Genomic DNA, 17,163 nt, shown 5'->3' with positions numbered 1-17,163 from the left:
GTTCAGAATCCAGGTCACTTCAAGCTCTCGACCAAGAAGCGCTTTTTGCTTCGACCGAGAGAGCGAAATGGCCGGAGATTCTAGCCGCTGGAGCTGGATATACCTAAAAGCGCAAGCGGCTCGTTCAGAATCCAGGTCACTTCAAGCTCTCGACCAAGAAGCGCTTTTTGCTTCGACCGAGAGAGCGAAATGGCCGGAGATTCTAGCCGCTGGAGCTGGATATACCTAAAAGCACAAGCGGCTCGTTCAGAATGAGAGGGGGATGGAGCTTCTGACGTAGAGGCGCTTTTTGCCTCGTAGGAAGAAGCGAAACCACCGACCATTCTAGCCGCTGGAGATGGAACTAGATACACCTTAAAGCGCAAGCGGCTCGCCCAGAATCGTAGGGCACTTCAAGCTCTCAATCCAAATATGATTTCCATCTTAAAAAACAAATTTTTTCCATATATTACTCTCTAATATTCCCTTAAAAACATAAAAAACTCGCTTACTACGAAATAAGCGAGTCCCCATCTTTTCCCTTTACTTAGTGGTTACATACCTTTTTGAGTCTGCAACAATGTTTTGTAAAAATTCTTCATTTGTCTTTGTTTGACGAAGTTTACGTAAGAAGCCTTCAACAAAGTCTGGTGTATCACGCATTGTTTTACGAATACCCCACAGCTTGTCTAAATGTTCTTTCGGAATTAATAGGTCTTCTTTACGCGTACCAGAGCGACGAATATCAATCGCTGGGAAGATACGGCGCTCAGCTAATGAGCGATCTAAGTGAAGTTCCATATTTCCAGTTCCTTTAAACTCCTCGTAAATTACATCATCCATACGAGACCCTGTATCAACAAGCGCTGTTGCTAAAATCGTTAGGCTACCGCCCTCTTCGATATTACGCGCAGCCCCAAAGAAACGCTTCGGTCTATGAAAAGCAGCAGGATCAATACCACCCGATAAGGTTCTACCACTTGGCGGAATAACAAGGTTGTAAGCACGCGCTAAACGGGTAATACTATCCATTAAAATGACAACGTCCCTTTTATGTTCTACAAGACGCATTGCACGCTCTAATACAAGCTCCGCTACTTTAATATGATTCTCTGGCACTTCATCAAAAGTAGAACTTACAACATCACCTTTAACAGAACGTTCAATATCTGTTACTTCCTCTGGACGCTCATCAATTAAAAGTACAATTAATTCTGCTTCCGGATGATTTGTTGTGACACTGTGTGCAATTTCTTTTAACAGACTTGTTTTACCAGCCTTTGGAGGCGCAACAATTAAACCACGTTGTCCAAATCCAACTGGTGCGATTAAATCCATGATGCGTGTCGGTAACTTTTTCGTTTCCGTCTCCAATTTCATTTGGCGATCTGGGTATAACGGTGTTAATGCAGGGAAATGTACACGCTCTTTTGCTGAGTCTGGATCATCTCCATTTACAGCTTCAACTTGTAGCAATCCAAAATAGCGCTCATTTTCTTTCGGAGGTCGTACTTTACCAGAAACCTTATCTCCATTACGTAAATCGAAACGACGAATTTGCGAAGCCGAGATATAAATATCTTCTGAGCTTGGAGAATAATTGATAGGACGTAAGAATCCAAATCCTTCTGATTGAATAATTTCTAATACGCCTTCCATGAAAAAGAAACCTTCTTTTTCTGCTCGAGCTTTTAAGATAGAGAAGATTAGCTCTTTTTTCGTTAACTTGCTGTAATACGAAATCTTAAATTCCTTCGCAAGCTCGTATAACTCTTTTAATTTCATGTTTTCTAATGCTGCAATTGACAAATTCATTCAGACACCACACTTTAACTTTATTCTCTTTTCACATGGGTAAAGGGAAAAATACGGAAGGCAAATAAATAATAATGAAAGGCAATAAGTTCAAGTAGGATAATATTCACTATTGTAACCCTTTTATCTAGTTTTAATCAATACGTTGAAACACAAATACAAGAAGCGAAGACAAGAAAATTTGTCTTCGCCTTTTCATATTTCTTTCTTTTTTCTACTCACCTGATTTTAAGGCAGAATAGATAAGGCATTTCTACTTTTATTTAATCCAGTTCCAGCGGCTAGAATCTCCGGTCATTTCGCTCTCTCACTCGAAGCAAAGAGCGCTTCAAGGTCGAGAGCTTAAAGTGTCCTGCGATTCTTAACGAGCCGCTTACGCTTTTTATTTAATAACCAAATTCGGTTTTTTATTTAAGCTATGGCGGCCGTCTACGAAGCGTACTGTGCCTGATTTTGCACGCATAACAAGGGATTGTGTTGTTCCGACGCTACCTTTAAATTGAACGCCTCGTAATAGTTCTCCGTCTGTTACACCTGTTGCTGCAAAGATTGCATCGTCACCTTTTACTAAGTCTTCCATACGAAGGATACGATTGATATCTTCAATACCCATTCTTTTACAACGAGCTAGTTCAGCTTCGTTTTGAGGTAAGAGCTTCCCGTGAATTTCTCCACCTAAGCATTTTAATGCGACCGCAGCTAATACACCTTCAGGTGCTCCACCAGAACCGAATAGAATATCTACACCAGTACGGTCAAATGCTGTATTGATTGCTCCAGCTACATCTCCATCGTTAATTAATTTAATACGAGCACCGGCTTTACGAATTTCTTCGATAATTGCTTGATGACGTGGACGGTTTAAAACTGTCGCTACAACATCTTCGATATCTTTATTTTTCGCTTTCGCAACTGCACGTAAGTTGTCGATAATAGGTGCGTCAATATCAACTGCACCAACTGCTTCTGGACCAACCGCTATTTTATCCATGTACATGTCAGGAGCATGTAACAAATTGCCGTGATCTGCAATTGCAATAACAGCAAGCGCATTCCAGCCGCCAGCCGCTACGATATTTGTCCCTTCTAAAGGATCAACTGCAACGTCTACGCGTGGTCCATATCCTGTACCCAATTTTTCTCCGATATATAGCATTGGCGCTTCATCCATTTCACCTTCGCCAATTACAACTGTACCTTTCATCGGAATTGTATCAAATACATCACGCATAGCTGATGTTGCTGCACCATCTGCCTCATCTTTTTTTCCGCGCCCCATCCAACGCGCTGATGATAATGCCGCAGCCTCTGTTACACGTACTAACTCCATAGATAAACTTCTTTCCACGATAATCCCTCTCCTTTAAGCCTTTATATTTCTGCCGTATTTTGTGAACCTTATTTTTCTATAAAGTGTACTTCCGTTAGTAGTGATTCTTCGCTCCCCATTAACGGAAGTATCACCACCTTATCCCGATTGGTGAGGGTTAATAATCGACGTGGGATACCCCATACTGATTAAAGTTTCACTTTATGCATTCTTCATTTCTTCAATTTCTTGCTTTGTCATTTGTTCTCGCCAAATGTTTGCACCAAGCCCTTTAAGCTTGTCTACTATATTTTCGTAACCTCGATCAATATGATCAAGTCCCGTTACTTCTGTAATGCCATCTGCCATTAAACCCGCAATAACAAGGGATGCACCAGCTCGTAGGTCACTCGCTTTCACCTTCGCACCTTGCAATAAAACTGGTCCAGTCACAATTGCTGAACGGCCTTCTACTTTAATTTGCGCGTTCATACGGCGCAATTCATCAATATGCTTGAAACGTGCGCTGTAAATTGTATCAGTTACAACTCCTGTTCCATGCGCTTTTGTTAAAAGCGTTGTAAACGGCTGTTGTAAATCCGTTGGAAACCCTGGATATACAAGCGTTTTTACATCAACTACTTTTAACCTTCTATTGCCGTTCACTGTAATTTGGTCATCGTTCGTTTCAATTTGAACACCAGCTTCTCTTAGCTTCGCAGTAACGGATTCTAAATGCTGAGGAATAACATTATCAACTGTTACTTCTCCTCCTGATGCTGCTCCTAAAATCATATACGTACCAGCTTCAATACGGTCTGGAATAATAGTGTGGTGACAACCGTGCAGTGAATCCACACCATCAATTCGGATTACGTCTGTACCAGCACCTTTAATACGTGCTCCCATACTCGTTAACAATGTAGCTACATCAATAATCTCTGGTTCTTTCGCTGCATTTTCAATAACAGTTCTACCTTTCGCTCGTACAGCCGCTAGCATAATATTAATCGTAGCTCCTACACTAACAACATCTAAATAAATACGTGCCCCACGTAGTTCGTCTGCTCTTAAATAAATGGCACCTTGTTCATTTGTAACATATGCCCCTAACGCTTCAAACCCTTTAATATGCTGATCAATCGGTCGTGGCCCTAAATGACATCCACCTGGAAGCCCAATAACAGCTTTTTTAAAACGGCCAAGCATTGCACCCATTAAATAATAAGAGGCGCGCAATTTTTTCACTTTTCCATTTGGTAAAGGCATCGCAACCATGTTAGAAGGATCGACTACCATCTCTTCTTCCTGCCCATAAGTTACTTTCCCTCCAATTTCCTCTAGTAAGTCTCCTAACATTTTCACGTCCGAAATATTAGGAACACCGCCAATAGTTACTGGAGTATCTGCTAAAATTGTCGCTGGAATTAGTGCAACAGCACTGTTCTTTGCACCACTCACACGAATCGTTCCATTTAAAGCTCTTCCGCCTTCAATTAGCAACTTTTCCATATTGAGCTCCCTTCTTGTGAATGTATTTATCTTCTACTTCTTTATAAGAAGGAGAAGATTCCCCCTTAAGAATCTCAATCACTCTTTCCATCCTGAAACTCAATAAGTAGAAAACCATCACCTGTAGCTCCCCTGCTATACAAATAGATGAAGATTAACTATTCATCGAATCAAATTACTCAATTCAGATACTTAACACATTTATTAATAGGACTATGCACATTATTTTCTATATTCGCAAACCAAAAATTCACTTTATAAAATCTTTAGACTTGTTCACGCTTTCATTATACAACGAAAGGAAACCGTCTAAAAGACTAGACGGTTTCCAAAACGGAATTTTATTCTTACGCTTTACCGTTAGAACCGAACTCACGCATTTTACCAGCAACAGTTGCTTTGATAGCGTCGCGGCCAGGTCCAATATATTTACGAGGATCGTAAACTTCTTGGTCTTTGTTTAATGCTTCACGAACAGCTTTTGTAAACTCAATTTGGTTCTCAGTGTTTACGTTAATTTTTGAAGTACCTAAAGAAATAGCTTTTACGATATCAGCAGTTGGGATACCAGTACCACCGTGTAATACTAAAGGTACGCCAGTGAAGTCACGAACTTGTTCCATTTCAGCGAATCCTAAGTTAGGCTCACCTTTGTAAGGACCGTGTACAGAACCTAAAGCTGGAGCTAGGCAATCGATACCTGTTGCTTCAACAAGGTGCTTACACTCTGCTGGATCAGCGTAAATTACGCCTTCAGCGATGATGTCGTCTTCTTGTCCGCCAACTGTTCCAAGCTCAGCTTCAACAGATACGTTACGAGCGTGTGCGTATTCTACCACTTTTTTAGTAGTTTCAACGTTTTCATCGAATGGGTGGTGAGAAGCGTCGATCATTACAGATGTGAAACCTGCATCAATTGCTTCTTTACATTTTTCGAAGCTTGAACCATGGTCAAGGTGAATCGCTACAGGAACAGAAATGTTCATTTCTTCGATTAAAGCTTTAACCATAGCTACAACTGTTTTGAAACCAGTCATATGACGAGCTGCACCCTCAGATACACCTAAGATTACAGGAGATTTTTCTTCTTCCGCAGCAGCTAAGATAGCTTGAGTCCACTCTAAGTTGTTCATGTTGAATTGACCAACTGCGTATTTTCCTTCTAGTGCTGTGTTTAGCATTTCTTTCATAGAAACTAAAGGCATGGTGAATCCTCCTAAAAAACGTTTTTTGTATCCGATAAATTCTTATCGCTGGTAGTATGACCAGAATAAGGTAAAATATGTATATTTACATACCGGACTTCTTTCTACACTCAATAGGATAACAACTTGTACTCAAAAACTCAACTGTATTCACCTGCTCAATAGTCCATGTAAACGCTTTTTTCCATATTTTTTATAAAAAATTCACTTTTTACGCCTCTACAGCAAGCTGATCTCTCACTGCTTGACGAATCTCATCAATATCAAACGGTTTAGCAAAGTGCATTAAAGCTCCTAAATCTTTCGCTTCTTGAATCATATCCAATTCTCCATAAGCAGTCATTAAAATCACTTTAATACTCTCATCAATTTCTTTTACATGTTTTAAAATCTCTATACCATCCATACCTGGGATTTTCATATCTAACACTACTAAATCTGGATTATCTTTTTTCACGATATCTAAAGCTTGAAATCCATTCGCTGCTTGGAACGTCTGATAACCTTCTTTTTGGAACACTTCATGCAATAAAACACGAATGCCATATTGATCATCAACGATTAAAATTTTCCCTTCCATAACTCCCAACCTTTCTGTGTAAGTACAAGATTTAAAGCTTCTTATATCTTATCGGTTTATTTTCGCTACTCTTTGCCAAATCCCTTCCTATTCTTTCTTATTTTATCGTTTACTATTTCGTTATGCTACCCTACGATTTCCCCTTTCTAAAAAAAATGAGCTATAATGGGAACCGGCTAGCACGAAAGAAAGGAGCAACAACATGTTAAAAATTTTCTCGACTCAATTAAGTGGATATTTCTCCAGAATTTCTCAAAAAGAGGAAATGAATATAGAAGATAGCGCTCGTCTACTTGCCCAGGCGTTAGTGGGAGACGGCTTCATTTACTTGCACGGTACAAACGAAATGGAGGGTATTGTTTCAGAAGCATTATTTGGCGCCGAACCAATGAAACAAGCAAAACGTTTAATAGAAAACGGTGAACCGGCGGCAGTGACTTCTGCGGACCGCGTACTTCTTATTAGTCGTTTTTCGACAGATGAAGAAATTATAAAAACCGCGAAAAAACTTCATGAAGAAGGCCAATCTATCGTTGGAATCTCGGCTATTCAAGAAGGTGTTGAATCACTGGAACAATATACAGATGTACATATTGATACAAAGCTGTTAAAAGGTCTTATTCCAGATGATGAAGGTAACCGCTATGGGTTCCCAAGTTTAATTATAGCTTTATTTGCTTATCACGGATTGAAATTTACAATTGATGAAATGTTAAACGAATATTAAAAAAAGCGCCCTATTTCAGGCGCTTTTTTTTATTACTTGCTCTCTTTATTCGTAATAGAAGCACTTACGAAGTCATGGAACAATGGTTGTGGACGGTTTGGACGAGATACAAGTTCTGGATGGAACTGTGCTGCCACGAACCAAGGGTGATCTTGTAATTCAATAATTTCCACTAGACGACCGTCTGGGCTTGTACCAGAGAATACAAATCCTGCTTTTTCCATATCTGGACGGAATTGATTGTTGAACTCATAACGATGACGATGACGCTCATATACAACCGGCTCATTGTAAGCATTGTAAGCATTTGTTTCTTCAGCAAGCTTACATGGGTATAGACCAAGGCGAAGTGTACCACCTAAATCTTCTACATCTTTTTGTTCTGGTAATAAATCGATAATTGCATAAGGTGTGTCAGGATTAATTTCAGAAGAGTTAGCTCCTTCTAATCCTAATACGTTACGTGCAAATTCGATTGATGCAAGTTGCATACCTAGGCAAATTCCTAAGAATGGAACTTTGTTTTCACGAGCATATTGAATTGCAACGATTTTACCTTCTACACCACGATCGCCGAAGCCACCTGGTACAAGGATACCATCTGTATCGCCAACTAATTCTTTTACGTTCTCTGCTGTTACGTGCTCAGCATTTACCCATTTCACTTCTACATCTGTGTCGAATGAATAACCTGCATGACGAAGCGCTTCTACAACAGAAATGTATGCATCTTGAAGCTCTACGTATTTACCAACAAGAGCGATTTTTGTTTTCTTAGAAAGGTTACGTACTTTATTAACTAGCGCAGTCCAATCTGTCATATCTGCAGCTGGATTGTCTAACTTCAAGTGATCACAAACGATTTGGTCCATGTTTTGTTCTTGAAGAGATAATGGAACCGCATATAAAGTATCTGCATCGCGTGCTTCGATAACTGCTTTTGTATCGATGTCACAGAATAATGCAAGCTTATCTTTCATGTCCTGAGAAACAGGTAGTTCTGTACGAACAACGATAATATTTGGTTGAATACCTAAGCTGCGAAGCTCTTTAACGCTATGTTGCGTTGGTTTTGTTTTCATTTCACCCGCTGCTTTTAAGTACGGGATTAACGTACAGTGAATGTACATTACATTGTCACGACCGATGTCGCTCTTAATTTGACGAATTGCTTCTAAGAATGGTAGAGACTCGATATCACCAACAGTTCCACCGATTTCTGTAATAACAACGTCGGCATTTGTTTCGCGACCAGAACGATATACACGTTCTTTAATTTCGTTAGTAATGTGAGGAATAACTTGAACTGTTCCTCCTAAATATTCACCACGACGCTCTTTTTGAAGAACTGAAGAGTAAATTTTACCTGTTGTTACGTTGCTGTATTTATTTAAGTTGATGTCGATAAAACGCTCATAGTGACCTAGGTCTAAGTCCGTTTCTGCACCATCATCTGTTACGAATACCTCACCGTGTTGGTAGGGGCTCATAGTCCCTGGGTCTACGTTAATGTATGGATCAAACTTTTGAATAGTTACGTTTAAACCACGATTCTTTAAAAGTCTTCCAAGAGATGCTGCTGTAATACCTTTACCTAAAGACGATACTACACCGCCTGTTACAAAAATATACTTAGTCATGAAAAAGCTCCCTCCTATTTTGCTGTTATATAATCACCGTTGCAAAGCGCAACGTATGTAGATAACACTGTATCCATCTTATTGTTAGACTCTTTTTATTTTCTAAACAAAAAACAAAAAAGAAAATTGCTCCCCTCATCACATAAAGTAATAAGTAGGGAGCAATTTTCTTTTATATTTACACTTTAAAAGTATTATCGTCTTTTTTTAAAGAGCCCAAAAATGATTCTACATGGACGATAATGAAAAGTCAAGAACTACCGCTCTTCCTCTTCTTCTTCTTCAGTTTCATCATACTCAAGTTCTTCTTCTGCGAAGTCTTCATTATCTTCTTCTAAATCATCAAGATCATCATCTTCATCGTCTGCGTCTTCGTCTTCAAGAACTTTGTCCAAATCTACTACATCTTCTTCTACTTCTTCTGCTTCTTCTTCTACATCATCTTCTTCAATGTAGTCGTCAAAACCGTCTTCTTCAACTTTGCGTTTCTTCTTCGGTTTTGGCTGAGGCAGAATTTCTTCATCAATTTGCTCATATGGGTACCAGCTACGTAGCCCCCAACGATTTTCTCCTAAATTAATGAAACGTCCATCGATGTTTAAATCTGTATAAAATTGTGCGAGTTTCGTATTAACTTGCCCTTGAGATAGTCCCAGCACTTGAGCGATTTCTTGAACCAACTCGTTGAATGTCGTTGCTTGTCTTTTATTCCCTAAAACACTATGTACAACTTCAATCATTGAACATTCTTTTAGCTCTTCTGGTGAATATTGCTTAAAACCCACTTATGCGGCACTTCCTTTCTTCAAATATAAGCTTATATATAACGGTCTGCTTAAAAAAATCCATACTATTCATTATAAACAAAAGTCGCACAAATATGCTACAAAAAAAACGGGAAACTTTTATCGCGCTATTTACGGGCAATAAAATTATAATTTGTCCATTCTTTATTTCGGAGACATATGTGCTCCTTGCAGTACATACCTAATTTGCATTTCTGTATATTCTTCGAGAGTATACAGTTTTTGCAGGGCCCAACGTCTAAATCCCCACATTTGTCCTTGTATGAAAATATTATGTGCAAGAAGCTGTATTTCCTTTTTATTTAGTGTAAATGTCCCATTTTCCGTACACTGCTCTAAAATATCCTCAAACATCCCGACCATTTGAAACTCTTTTTCTAATACATATGGGAGTGATTCCTTCGGTAAAAAACGTACCTCTTGATACATAATTAATACTTCTTCTTGCAATTCATCCATCACTTTAAAATAATTCATTATCGCTATCTTTAAGCTTTCTATACTTCCCTTCTCTGTACACACTACTTCCTCTAACCGCTCTTTTACATGTTCATAAATACTATCACAAACTAAATATAATACATCATCTTTTGTGCGAATATACTCATAAAGTGTTCCGATACTAAATCCAGCCGCTTTCGCAATTTCTCTCGTTGTTGTACGCGGGAATCCTTTTTGCTTAAACAGCTGCACCGCACCTTTAATCATTTGTTCACGTCTTAACGCAACTAATTTTTCATCTTTCACTGACGCATGTACATTATGTTTAACCATCCCTTCACCTCTCTCTATTATTTTTGGAAGTAAAAAGCGTAGGAAAATACCTACGCTTTCGTTCCTACTTCGTTAACATACGAGAAATTACAAGCCTTTGAATCTCTTGTGTTCCCTCATATATTTGTGTAATCTTTGCATCGCGCATATAACGCTCTACTGGATAATCTTTCGTATAACCATAACCACCAAATACTTGTACCGCTTCAGTCGTTACCTTCATCGCTGTATCACCTGCAAATACTTTTGACATCGCTGACTCTTTCCCATACGGAAGCCCTTCAGATTCAAGCCAAGCCGCTTGATATGTTAAAAGACGCGCTGCCTCTACATCCGTTGCCATATCCGCAAGTTTAAAGCCAATTCCTTGTTGCGCCGCAATTGGCTTCCCAAACTGATGACGTTCTCTTGCATATTCTACAGAAGCATCTAAAGCGGATTGTGCAATACCGACTGCTTGTGCCGCAATACCATTACGGCCGCCATCTAATGTCTGCATCGCAACTTTAAATCCTTGGCCCTCTTCCCCTAGTAAATTCTCTACAGGAATACGGCAGTCTTCAAATATAATTTCAGTTGTTGGCGAAGAACGAATCCCTAGCTTACTTTCCTTCTTCCCAACCGAAAATCCTAGCGTATCACTCTCCACAATAAATGCACTCGTGCCGCGCTGCTTCGAATCAGGATCTGTTAATGCAAAAACAACATAAATATCAGCAATACCGCCATTTGTAATGAAAATTTTCGAACCATTTAAAATGTAATGGTCTCCATCTCGTTTTGCAGTCGTCCTCATTCCACCAGCATCTGATCCAGAGCTTGGTTCTGTTAAGCCATATGCACCAATTTTCTTCCCTTCAGCCATTGGGCGCAAAAACTTTTGTTTTTGCTCTTCCGTTCCAAATTTAAAAATTGGCCATCCAGCAAGTGAAGTATGTGCAGACAACGTTACACCTGTAGAAGCACAAACGCGGGATAATTCTTCAACGGCAATTACATACGCCAAGTAATCGCTTCCAATTCCGCCGTATTCTTCAGGCCACGGAATACCGGTTAAACCAAGCTCTGCCATTTGATCAAATAAAGCGCGATCAAATCGCTCTTCCTCATCACGCTCTGCTGCTGTCGGTGCTACTTCATTCCTCGCAAAATCCCGAACCATTTTTCTTATCATTTCATGTTCTTCTGATAATTTAAAATGCATTCCCGTCTCCCCCTCTGCCTTTTTATAAAGCTCGACTAATTACAAGCTTTTGTATTTCGCTCGTTCCTTCATATATTTGCGTGATCTTCGCATCACGGAAAAATCTTTCTACTGGATAATCTTTCGTATAACCGTAACCGCCAAATACTTGCACCGCTTCAATCGCAACTTCAACGGCCGTCTTAGAAGCAAATAATTTTGCAATAGAAGCTTCTTTACCGCATGGTAACCCTTGTGCTCTTAGCGATGCCGCTCTGTATACAAGTAATCGCGCTGCTTCTACGCTAGTCGCCATATCTGCAAGTTTGAATCCGATTCCTTGCTGTGCCGCAATTGGCTTTCCGAATTGCTCACGCTCTTTCGCATAATCAATCGCACATGCAAGCGCCGCTTCCGCGATTCCTAATGCTTGCGCTCCGATTCCAATTCGCCCAACATCTAAATTCGCCATTGCCACCTTAAATCCTTGTCCTTCTTCACCAAGTAAATTCTCGGCCGGCACTTTCATATCTTCAAACGTAAGTTGCACTGTACGAGAACCAAGAAGACCCATCTTATGCTCATCTTTTCCAATGATTAAGCCTGGTGTATCTTTCTCTACTATAAATGCTGAAATCCCGCTTTTCCCCGCATCTGGATTTGTAGACGCGAAGACGATATATGTATTTGCTTCACCACCATTTGTAATAAAGACTTTCGATCCATTAATGATGTAGTGATCGTCTTTCTTTACAGCTCTTGATTTCAAACTACCTGCATCTGATCCTGCATTCGGTTCTGTTAGAGCAAATGCGCCTAAATATTCACCAGTCGCCAATTTAGAAACATATTTCTGCTTCTGTTCTTCTGTTCCGAAGTATAAAATCGGATTCATTCCAACTGACGTATGTACAGCTAAAATTACACCAACTGTTGCACTTACCTTTGAAATTTCCTCAATTGCTAGAATGTAAGAAATAAAATCCATTTCTGCCCCGCCATATTTTGCAGGCGCTGGAATACCCATTAGTCCAAGCTCACCCATCTTTTGCAAAATCTCTTTCGGGAACACCCCTTGTTCCATACTAGGAACAAAGGGAGCTATTTCCTTCTGTGCAAAATCTCGAACCATTTTCCTCATCATTTGTTGCTCTTCAGTAAAGTGAAAATTCATGTACTTCGCCTCCGTTTGCTATATATCTTTTTAACAATCTGGTAAGACCACTACTTCAATAAAGGGAGGCCTTTATTCGTAAACGTAGAAACCACGACCCGTTTTACGTCCTAACCATCCTGCATTCACATACTTACGTAATAATGGACATGGGCGATATTTACTATCTCCTAATCCTTCATGCAACACTTCCATAATGTATAAACACGTATCTAAACCGATAAAGTCAGCTAACGTAAGAGGTCCCATCGGATGATTCATACCAAGTTTCATTACTTCATCAATCGCTTCTTTCGTCGCTACTCCTTCGTATAACGTATAAATCGCTTCGTTAATCATCGGTAATAAAATACGGTTCGATACAAACCCTGGGAAATCATTTACTTCAACTGGCACTTTCCCGATTTTTTTCGTAATATCCTCAATCGTTTCGTACACTGCATCATCTGTAGCTAAACCACGAATAATTTCAACGAGTTTCATAACTGGAACTGGATTCATAAAGTGCATGCCGATTACTTTCTCAGGACGTTTCGTTACCGCTGCAATTTCCGTAATTGGTAACGATGACGTATTCGTCGCTAAAATTGCGTGTTCTGGAGCGATTTCATCTAAATTCGCAAAAATTTTCTTTTTAATATCCATTTTTTCAACAGCTGCTTCAATAATAAGATCAGCTTCTTTGACACTATTTAAATCGAGCGTCCATGTAAGACGATTTAAAGTCGCATCTTTCTCTTCTTCCTTCATACGGCCTTTTTCTACTTGGCGGGCTAAATTTTTTGAAATAACAGCTAGCCCTCTATCTAATTGCTCTTGCTTTAAATCTTGCACTTTCACATCATAGCCTGCCATTGCACACACTTGTGCGATACCTGAACCCATTTGCCCTGCACCAATTACAACAATCTTTTGTACACTCATTTTTTCTTCCCCCTTAATTGTTAATAAACTATATATCTTCTAATCTTAATTAGTGAACTTCAATCATCACTGCATCACCTTGACCGCCACCGCTACAAATAGAAGCAATTCCAATTCCGCCGCCGCGCTGCTTCAGTGCATGGATAAGTGTAACGATAATACGTGCTCCGCTCGCTCCAATTGGATGCCCCATTGCTACAGCACCGCCATTTACATTCAATTTTTCCGGATCAATCCCTGCGATTTCTGTACTTGCAATTGCTACAGCCGCAAATGCCTCATTGATTTCAAATAGATCTATGTCTTCAATTGTCTTACCTGTCTTTTTCAGCAATTCATTAATTGCATAACCTGGCGTTCTTGGGAAATCCTTTGATTCTACCGCAATCGCTGTATGCGCCAAAATTGTCGCTAATGGTTTTCTTCCTTCTTGCTTCGCTCTGTCCTCGCTCATTAATACAAGTGCAGCACCGCCATCATTTAGTCCCGGAGCATTACCTGCTGTCACCGCTGACGTCTTATCAAATACAGGCTTTAATTTCGCTAATTTTTCAATCGTTGTATCCGCGCGTGGCGCCTCATCCTTAGCCACGACGATAGGATCGCCTTTTCTTTGCTGAATTGTTACTGGTACAATCTCCTCTTCAAAACGCCCTTCTTTATGTGCCGAAACCGCACGTTGATGGCTACGATATGCCCATTCATCTTGTGCTTCGCGAGAGATTCCATCTTCCTTCGCAACTTCTCCGCCATAAACACCCATGTGTATACCTGAAAATGCGCATGTTAAACCGTCTGCAACGTTTAAATCGATAACTTCGTTGTTACCCATTCTGTATCCCCATCTTGCGCCTCGTAAAATGTAAGGGCTGTTACTCATCGATTCCATTCCACCAGCTACAATCAGTGATTGATCACCAGTACGAATAATTTGATCTGCTAACGTAACTGCGCGAAGCCCTGATGCACAAACTTTATTTATTGTTTCTGTCTGCACTTCCCAAGGAATGCCGGCCGCTCTTGCTGCTTGGCGTGATGGAATTTGTCCTTGCCCTCCTTGGATAACCGTTCCAAATATAACTTCTTCAACATCACTAGCGGAAACATTCGCCCTTTCAAGCGCTGCCTTAATTGCGATTCCTCCAAGCTCTGTTGCTTTCACGTCTTTTAAAGTTCCTCCAAATTTTCCAACCGGTGTTCTTGCAGCACTTAAAATAACTGTTTTACTCATGTTTCTTTCCCCCATTTCTTTTTTTAGCACCGAGCGCTCGCTCGGTATCCTTGCGCCTAGAAGAGGTGCAATTATTGCACCTCTTTCTAATTTTGAATGCATTCCTACAAACTACATTGCTTCTTTCTTCTGTCCGATAACTGAGCGTTCTAAAATCTCTGTTACGTCCAAAGTTTGAACTGTTTCTTCAACTTCTTTCGCTTTCGTGCCATCACTAATCATCGTTAAGCAATACGGGCATCCTGTACCGATAATTGACGGCTGTACAGCTAGCGCTTGTTCTGTACGAGCAACGTTAATACGAGAACCTGTCGTTTCTTCCATCCACATTAGGCCGCCACCCGCACCACAGCACATTCCCGTTTCACGGTTACGCGCCATTTCTACAAGGTTTACACCTGGAATTGCTTTTAGAATATCGCGCGGTGCTTCGTATACTTCGTTGTATCTTCCTAAGTAACAGGAATCATGGTACGTAACTGTCTCTTCAATAGAATGGACAGGTTTTAAACGACCTTCCTTCACCCACTGGGCTAGTAATTCTGTATGATGATAGACTTCTGCTTGTAAGCCAAAGTCCGGGTACTCATTTTTAAAAGTGTTATAAGCATGAGGGTCAATCGTAACGATTTTCTTCACTCCTGCTTTTTCAAATTCTTCAATATTTTTAGTCGCCATTTCCTGGAATACAAATTCATTTCCAAGGCGGCGCGGTGTATCACCAGAGTTCTTTTCCTTATTACCAAGAATTGCGAATGAAATGCCTGCTTCGTTCATTAGCTTCGCAAATGATATCGCAATCTTCTGACTGCGATTGTCATACGAACCCATTGATCCAACCCAGAATAAGTATTCAAACTCTTCGCCAGCTTTTGATTTCTCCTTTACAGTTGGAACTGTTACTTCATCGTCACCTTGGCGCCATGTTTCACGCTCTTTACGGTTCAGTCCCCACGGATTACCTTGACGCTCAATGTTTGTCATTGCACGCTGCGCTTCCGCGTCCATTTTTCCTTCTGTTAAAACGAGATAGCGGCGTAAATCAATAATTTTGTCAACATGCTCATTCATAACTGGGCACTGGTCCTCACAGTTACGACACGTTGTACATGCCCAAATCTCTTCTTCTGTAATAACGTCTCCGATTAAACTTGGGTCGTACGCTAGCGCTGTAGCCGCTGATTCTTGTTGTCCTTTTCCAGCTGCCATCATCGCTAACTGATTTCCTTGTGTATTATTAAAAGCAACAACTGGAACCCACGGTGCTTTTGATGTTACCGCTGCTCCTTTATCAGTTAAATGATCACGAAGTTTTAAAATTAAATCCATCGGTGATAACATTTTCCCTGTTCCTGTTGCCGGACACATATTTGTACAACGACCACATTCGACGCAGGAATATAAGTCGATAAGTTGATTTTGTCTAAAGTCTTCAATTTTACCAACACCGAATGTTTCTTGCGTTTCATCTTCAAAATCGATTTTTTCAAGTTTTCCTGGATTTGAAAGACGACCAAAAAATACGTTAACTGGTCCAGCAATTAAATGCGCATGTTTTGATTGTGGAACATAAACTAAAAACGTTAACAAAATTAGTAAATGCACCCACCAAGAGAAATAGAACACTGAAATGGCTACGGTTTCATTTAATCCCGAGAAAACGTAAGCGATTGCAGAAGCGATAGGTTCACTCCATGAAAGCTCCTCGCCGTGCCATATAATTCCCATCCCATTACCAAGTAGCACAGAAATCATTAAGCCACCAATAAAGATAAGAACAAGACCTGATTTGAAATTACGTTTTAAACGAACAAGCTTTTCAACATAGCGTCTATGAAAAGCCCAAAAGACTGCAATTAAAATAACGAGTGTGACAATTTCCTGGAAGAATGTAAATGCAGGGTATAGTGGTCCAAGTGGAAGATGCGATCCTGGTGCAAGTCCTTTCCAAACGAAGTCAATTGCTCCAAATTGGACAAGAATAAATCCGTAAAAGAACATAACGTGAATGATGCCGCTCTTTTTATCTTTCAGCAGCTTTTTCTGACCGAAAACATTGACCTTAAGAAGATCCCAACGCTCTTTAAAACGACGGTCAAATTCGATCTTTTTTCCTAATTGTATGTAGGCCATCCTTGTTCGTATAAGATATACAAACAAATACCCCGCATAAGCAATAACAGCAATGGCAGCCAGCCAATTAATGATTAGTAAGCTATTCATTTTATGCTACCCCTCTCTTTGTAAGCTCTCTTTCTTTTTTAGAATCTTCGAAAATATATAATTTTCTGAATTATATCCCCT

14 protein-coding genes are annotated in these 17,163 nt (G+C 40.0%); 1 reads left to right on the top strand and 13 read right to left on the bottom strand.

Annotation, left to right across the window (positions count from 1 at the left end):
• Positions 1-522: 522 nt before the first annotated feature.
• The 5 genes from rho to spo0F form a co-directional block, all read right to left on the bottom strand.
• Positions 523-1,794, bottom strand: a complete 1,272-nt coding sequence (rho, locus tag MR066_RS20985) for a transcription termination factor Rho (protein ID WP_002016308.1) — start codon at positions 1,792-1,794, stop codon at positions 523-525.
• 382 nt (positions 1,795-2,176) lie between these two features.
• On the bottom strand, positions 2,177-3,142 hold the full coding sequence (gene glpX / locus MR066_RS20980) for a class II fructose-bisphosphatase (protein ID WP_002016310.1): 966 nt from the start codon (positions 3,140-3,142) through the stop codon (positions 2,177-2,179).
• Between the two features lie 183 nt (positions 3,143-3,325).
• Positions 3,326-4,615, bottom strand: coding sequence for a UDP-N-acetylglucosamine 1-carboxyvinyltransferase (gene murA, locus MR066_RS20975; protein WP_002034893.1), 1,290 nt, complete (start codon positions 4,613-4,615; stop codon positions 3,326-3,328).
• Positions 4,616-4,962: 347 nt separating this feature from the next.
• Entirely contained in the window at positions 4,963-5,820 is an 858-nt protein-coding gene (locus MR066_RS20970) for a class II fructose-bisphosphate aldolase (protein WP_002016312.1), read from the bottom strand.
• A 211-nt stretch (positions 5,821-6,031) separates the two neighbouring features.
• Positions 6,032-6,400: a sporulation initiation phosphotransferase Spo0F gene (spo0F, locus tag MR066_RS20965; protein WP_000398592.1), complete on the bottom strand. Its 369-nt coding sequence runs from the start codon at positions 6,398-6,400 to the stop codon at positions 6,032-6,034.
• A 202-nt stretch (positions 6,401-6,602) separates the two neighbouring features.
• Between spo0F and MR066_RS20960 the strand changes: the two genes are divergently transcribed.
• A complete protein-coding gene (locus MR066_RS20960) occupies positions 6,603-7,127 on the top strand; it encodes a DUF2529 domain-containing protein (RefSeq protein WP_002143880.1) in 525 nt (174 codons plus the stop codon).
• A gap of 32 nt (positions 7,128-7,159) precedes the next feature.
• On the opposite strand, the gene pyrG is transcribed toward MR066_RS20960, so the two are convergent.
• The 8 genes from pyrG to MR066_RS20920 all read right to left on the bottom strand — a co-directional run bounded on the left by pyrG (position 7,160) and on the right by MR066_RS20920 (position 17,082).
• Entirely contained in the window at positions 7,160-8,767 is a 1,608-nt protein-coding gene (pyrG, locus tag MR066_RS20955) for a CTP synthase (RefSeq protein ID WP_002016314.1), read from the bottom strand.
• Between the two features lie 257 nt (positions 8,768-9,024).
• Complete coding sequence (gene rpoE, locus MR066_RS20950) at positions 9,025-9,552, bottom strand: DNA-directed RNA polymerase subunit delta (RefSeq protein WP_002130074.1); 528 nt, start codon at positions 9,550-9,552, stop codon at positions 9,025-9,027.
• Between the two features lie 165 nt (positions 9,553-9,717).
• On the bottom strand, positions 9,718-10,347 hold the full coding sequence (locus MR066_RS20945) for a TetR/AcrR family transcriptional regulator (RefSeq protein ID WP_002034889.1): 630 nt from the start codon (positions 10,345-10,347) through the stop codon (positions 9,718-9,720).
• A gap of 64 nt (positions 10,348-10,411) precedes the next feature.
• The gene (gene acdA, locus MR066_RS20940; RefSeq protein WP_002016320.1) at positions 10,412-11,551 is read right to left on the bottom strand and encodes an acyl-CoA dehydrogenase AcdA; all 1,140 of its coding nucleotides are present in this window, start codon (positions 11,549-11,551) and stop codon (positions 10,412-10,414) included.
• Positions 11,552-11,573: 22 nt separating this feature from the next.
• Entirely contained in the window at positions 11,574-12,704 is a 1,131-nt protein-coding gene (locus MR066_RS20935) for an acyl-CoA dehydrogenase (protein ID WP_242248409.1), read from the bottom strand.
• A 72-nt stretch (positions 12,705-12,776) separates the two neighbouring features.
• Positions 12,777-13,628 (bottom strand): 3-hydroxybutyryl-CoA dehydrogenase, encoded by an 852-nt coding sequence (locus tag MR066_RS20930; protein ID WP_002016322.1) that lies wholly within the window; start codon positions 13,626-13,628, stop codon positions 12,777-12,779.
• Positions 13,629-13,677: 49 nt separating this feature from the next.
• Positions 13,678-14,961 carry an acetyl-CoA C-acetyltransferase gene (locus MR066_RS20925; RefSeq protein WP_080019283.1) on the bottom strand — a complete coding sequence of 428 codons (1,284 nt, stop codon included), beginning with the start codon at positions 14,959-14,961 and terminating at the stop codon, positions 13,678-13,680.
• Positions 14,962-14,970: 9 nt separating this feature from the next.
• Positions 14,971-17,082 (bottom strand): (Fe-S)-binding protein, encoded by a 2,112-nt coding sequence (locus tag MR066_RS20920; protein ID WP_219300812.1) that lies wholly within the window; start codon positions 17,080-17,082, stop codon positions 14,971-14,973.
• Positions 17,083-17,163 lie beyond the last annotated feature (81 nt).

Source organism: Bacillus cereus group sp. BfR-BA-01523 (genome assembly GCF_022662615.1).
In the GTDB taxonomy this organism is placed as follows: Bacteria; Bacillota; Bacilli; order Bacillales; family Bacillaceae_G; genus Bacillus_A; species Bacillus_A mycoides.
Note: the sequence above shows the minus strand (reverse complement) of the source record. Positions and strands in the feature narration are given on the sequence as shown.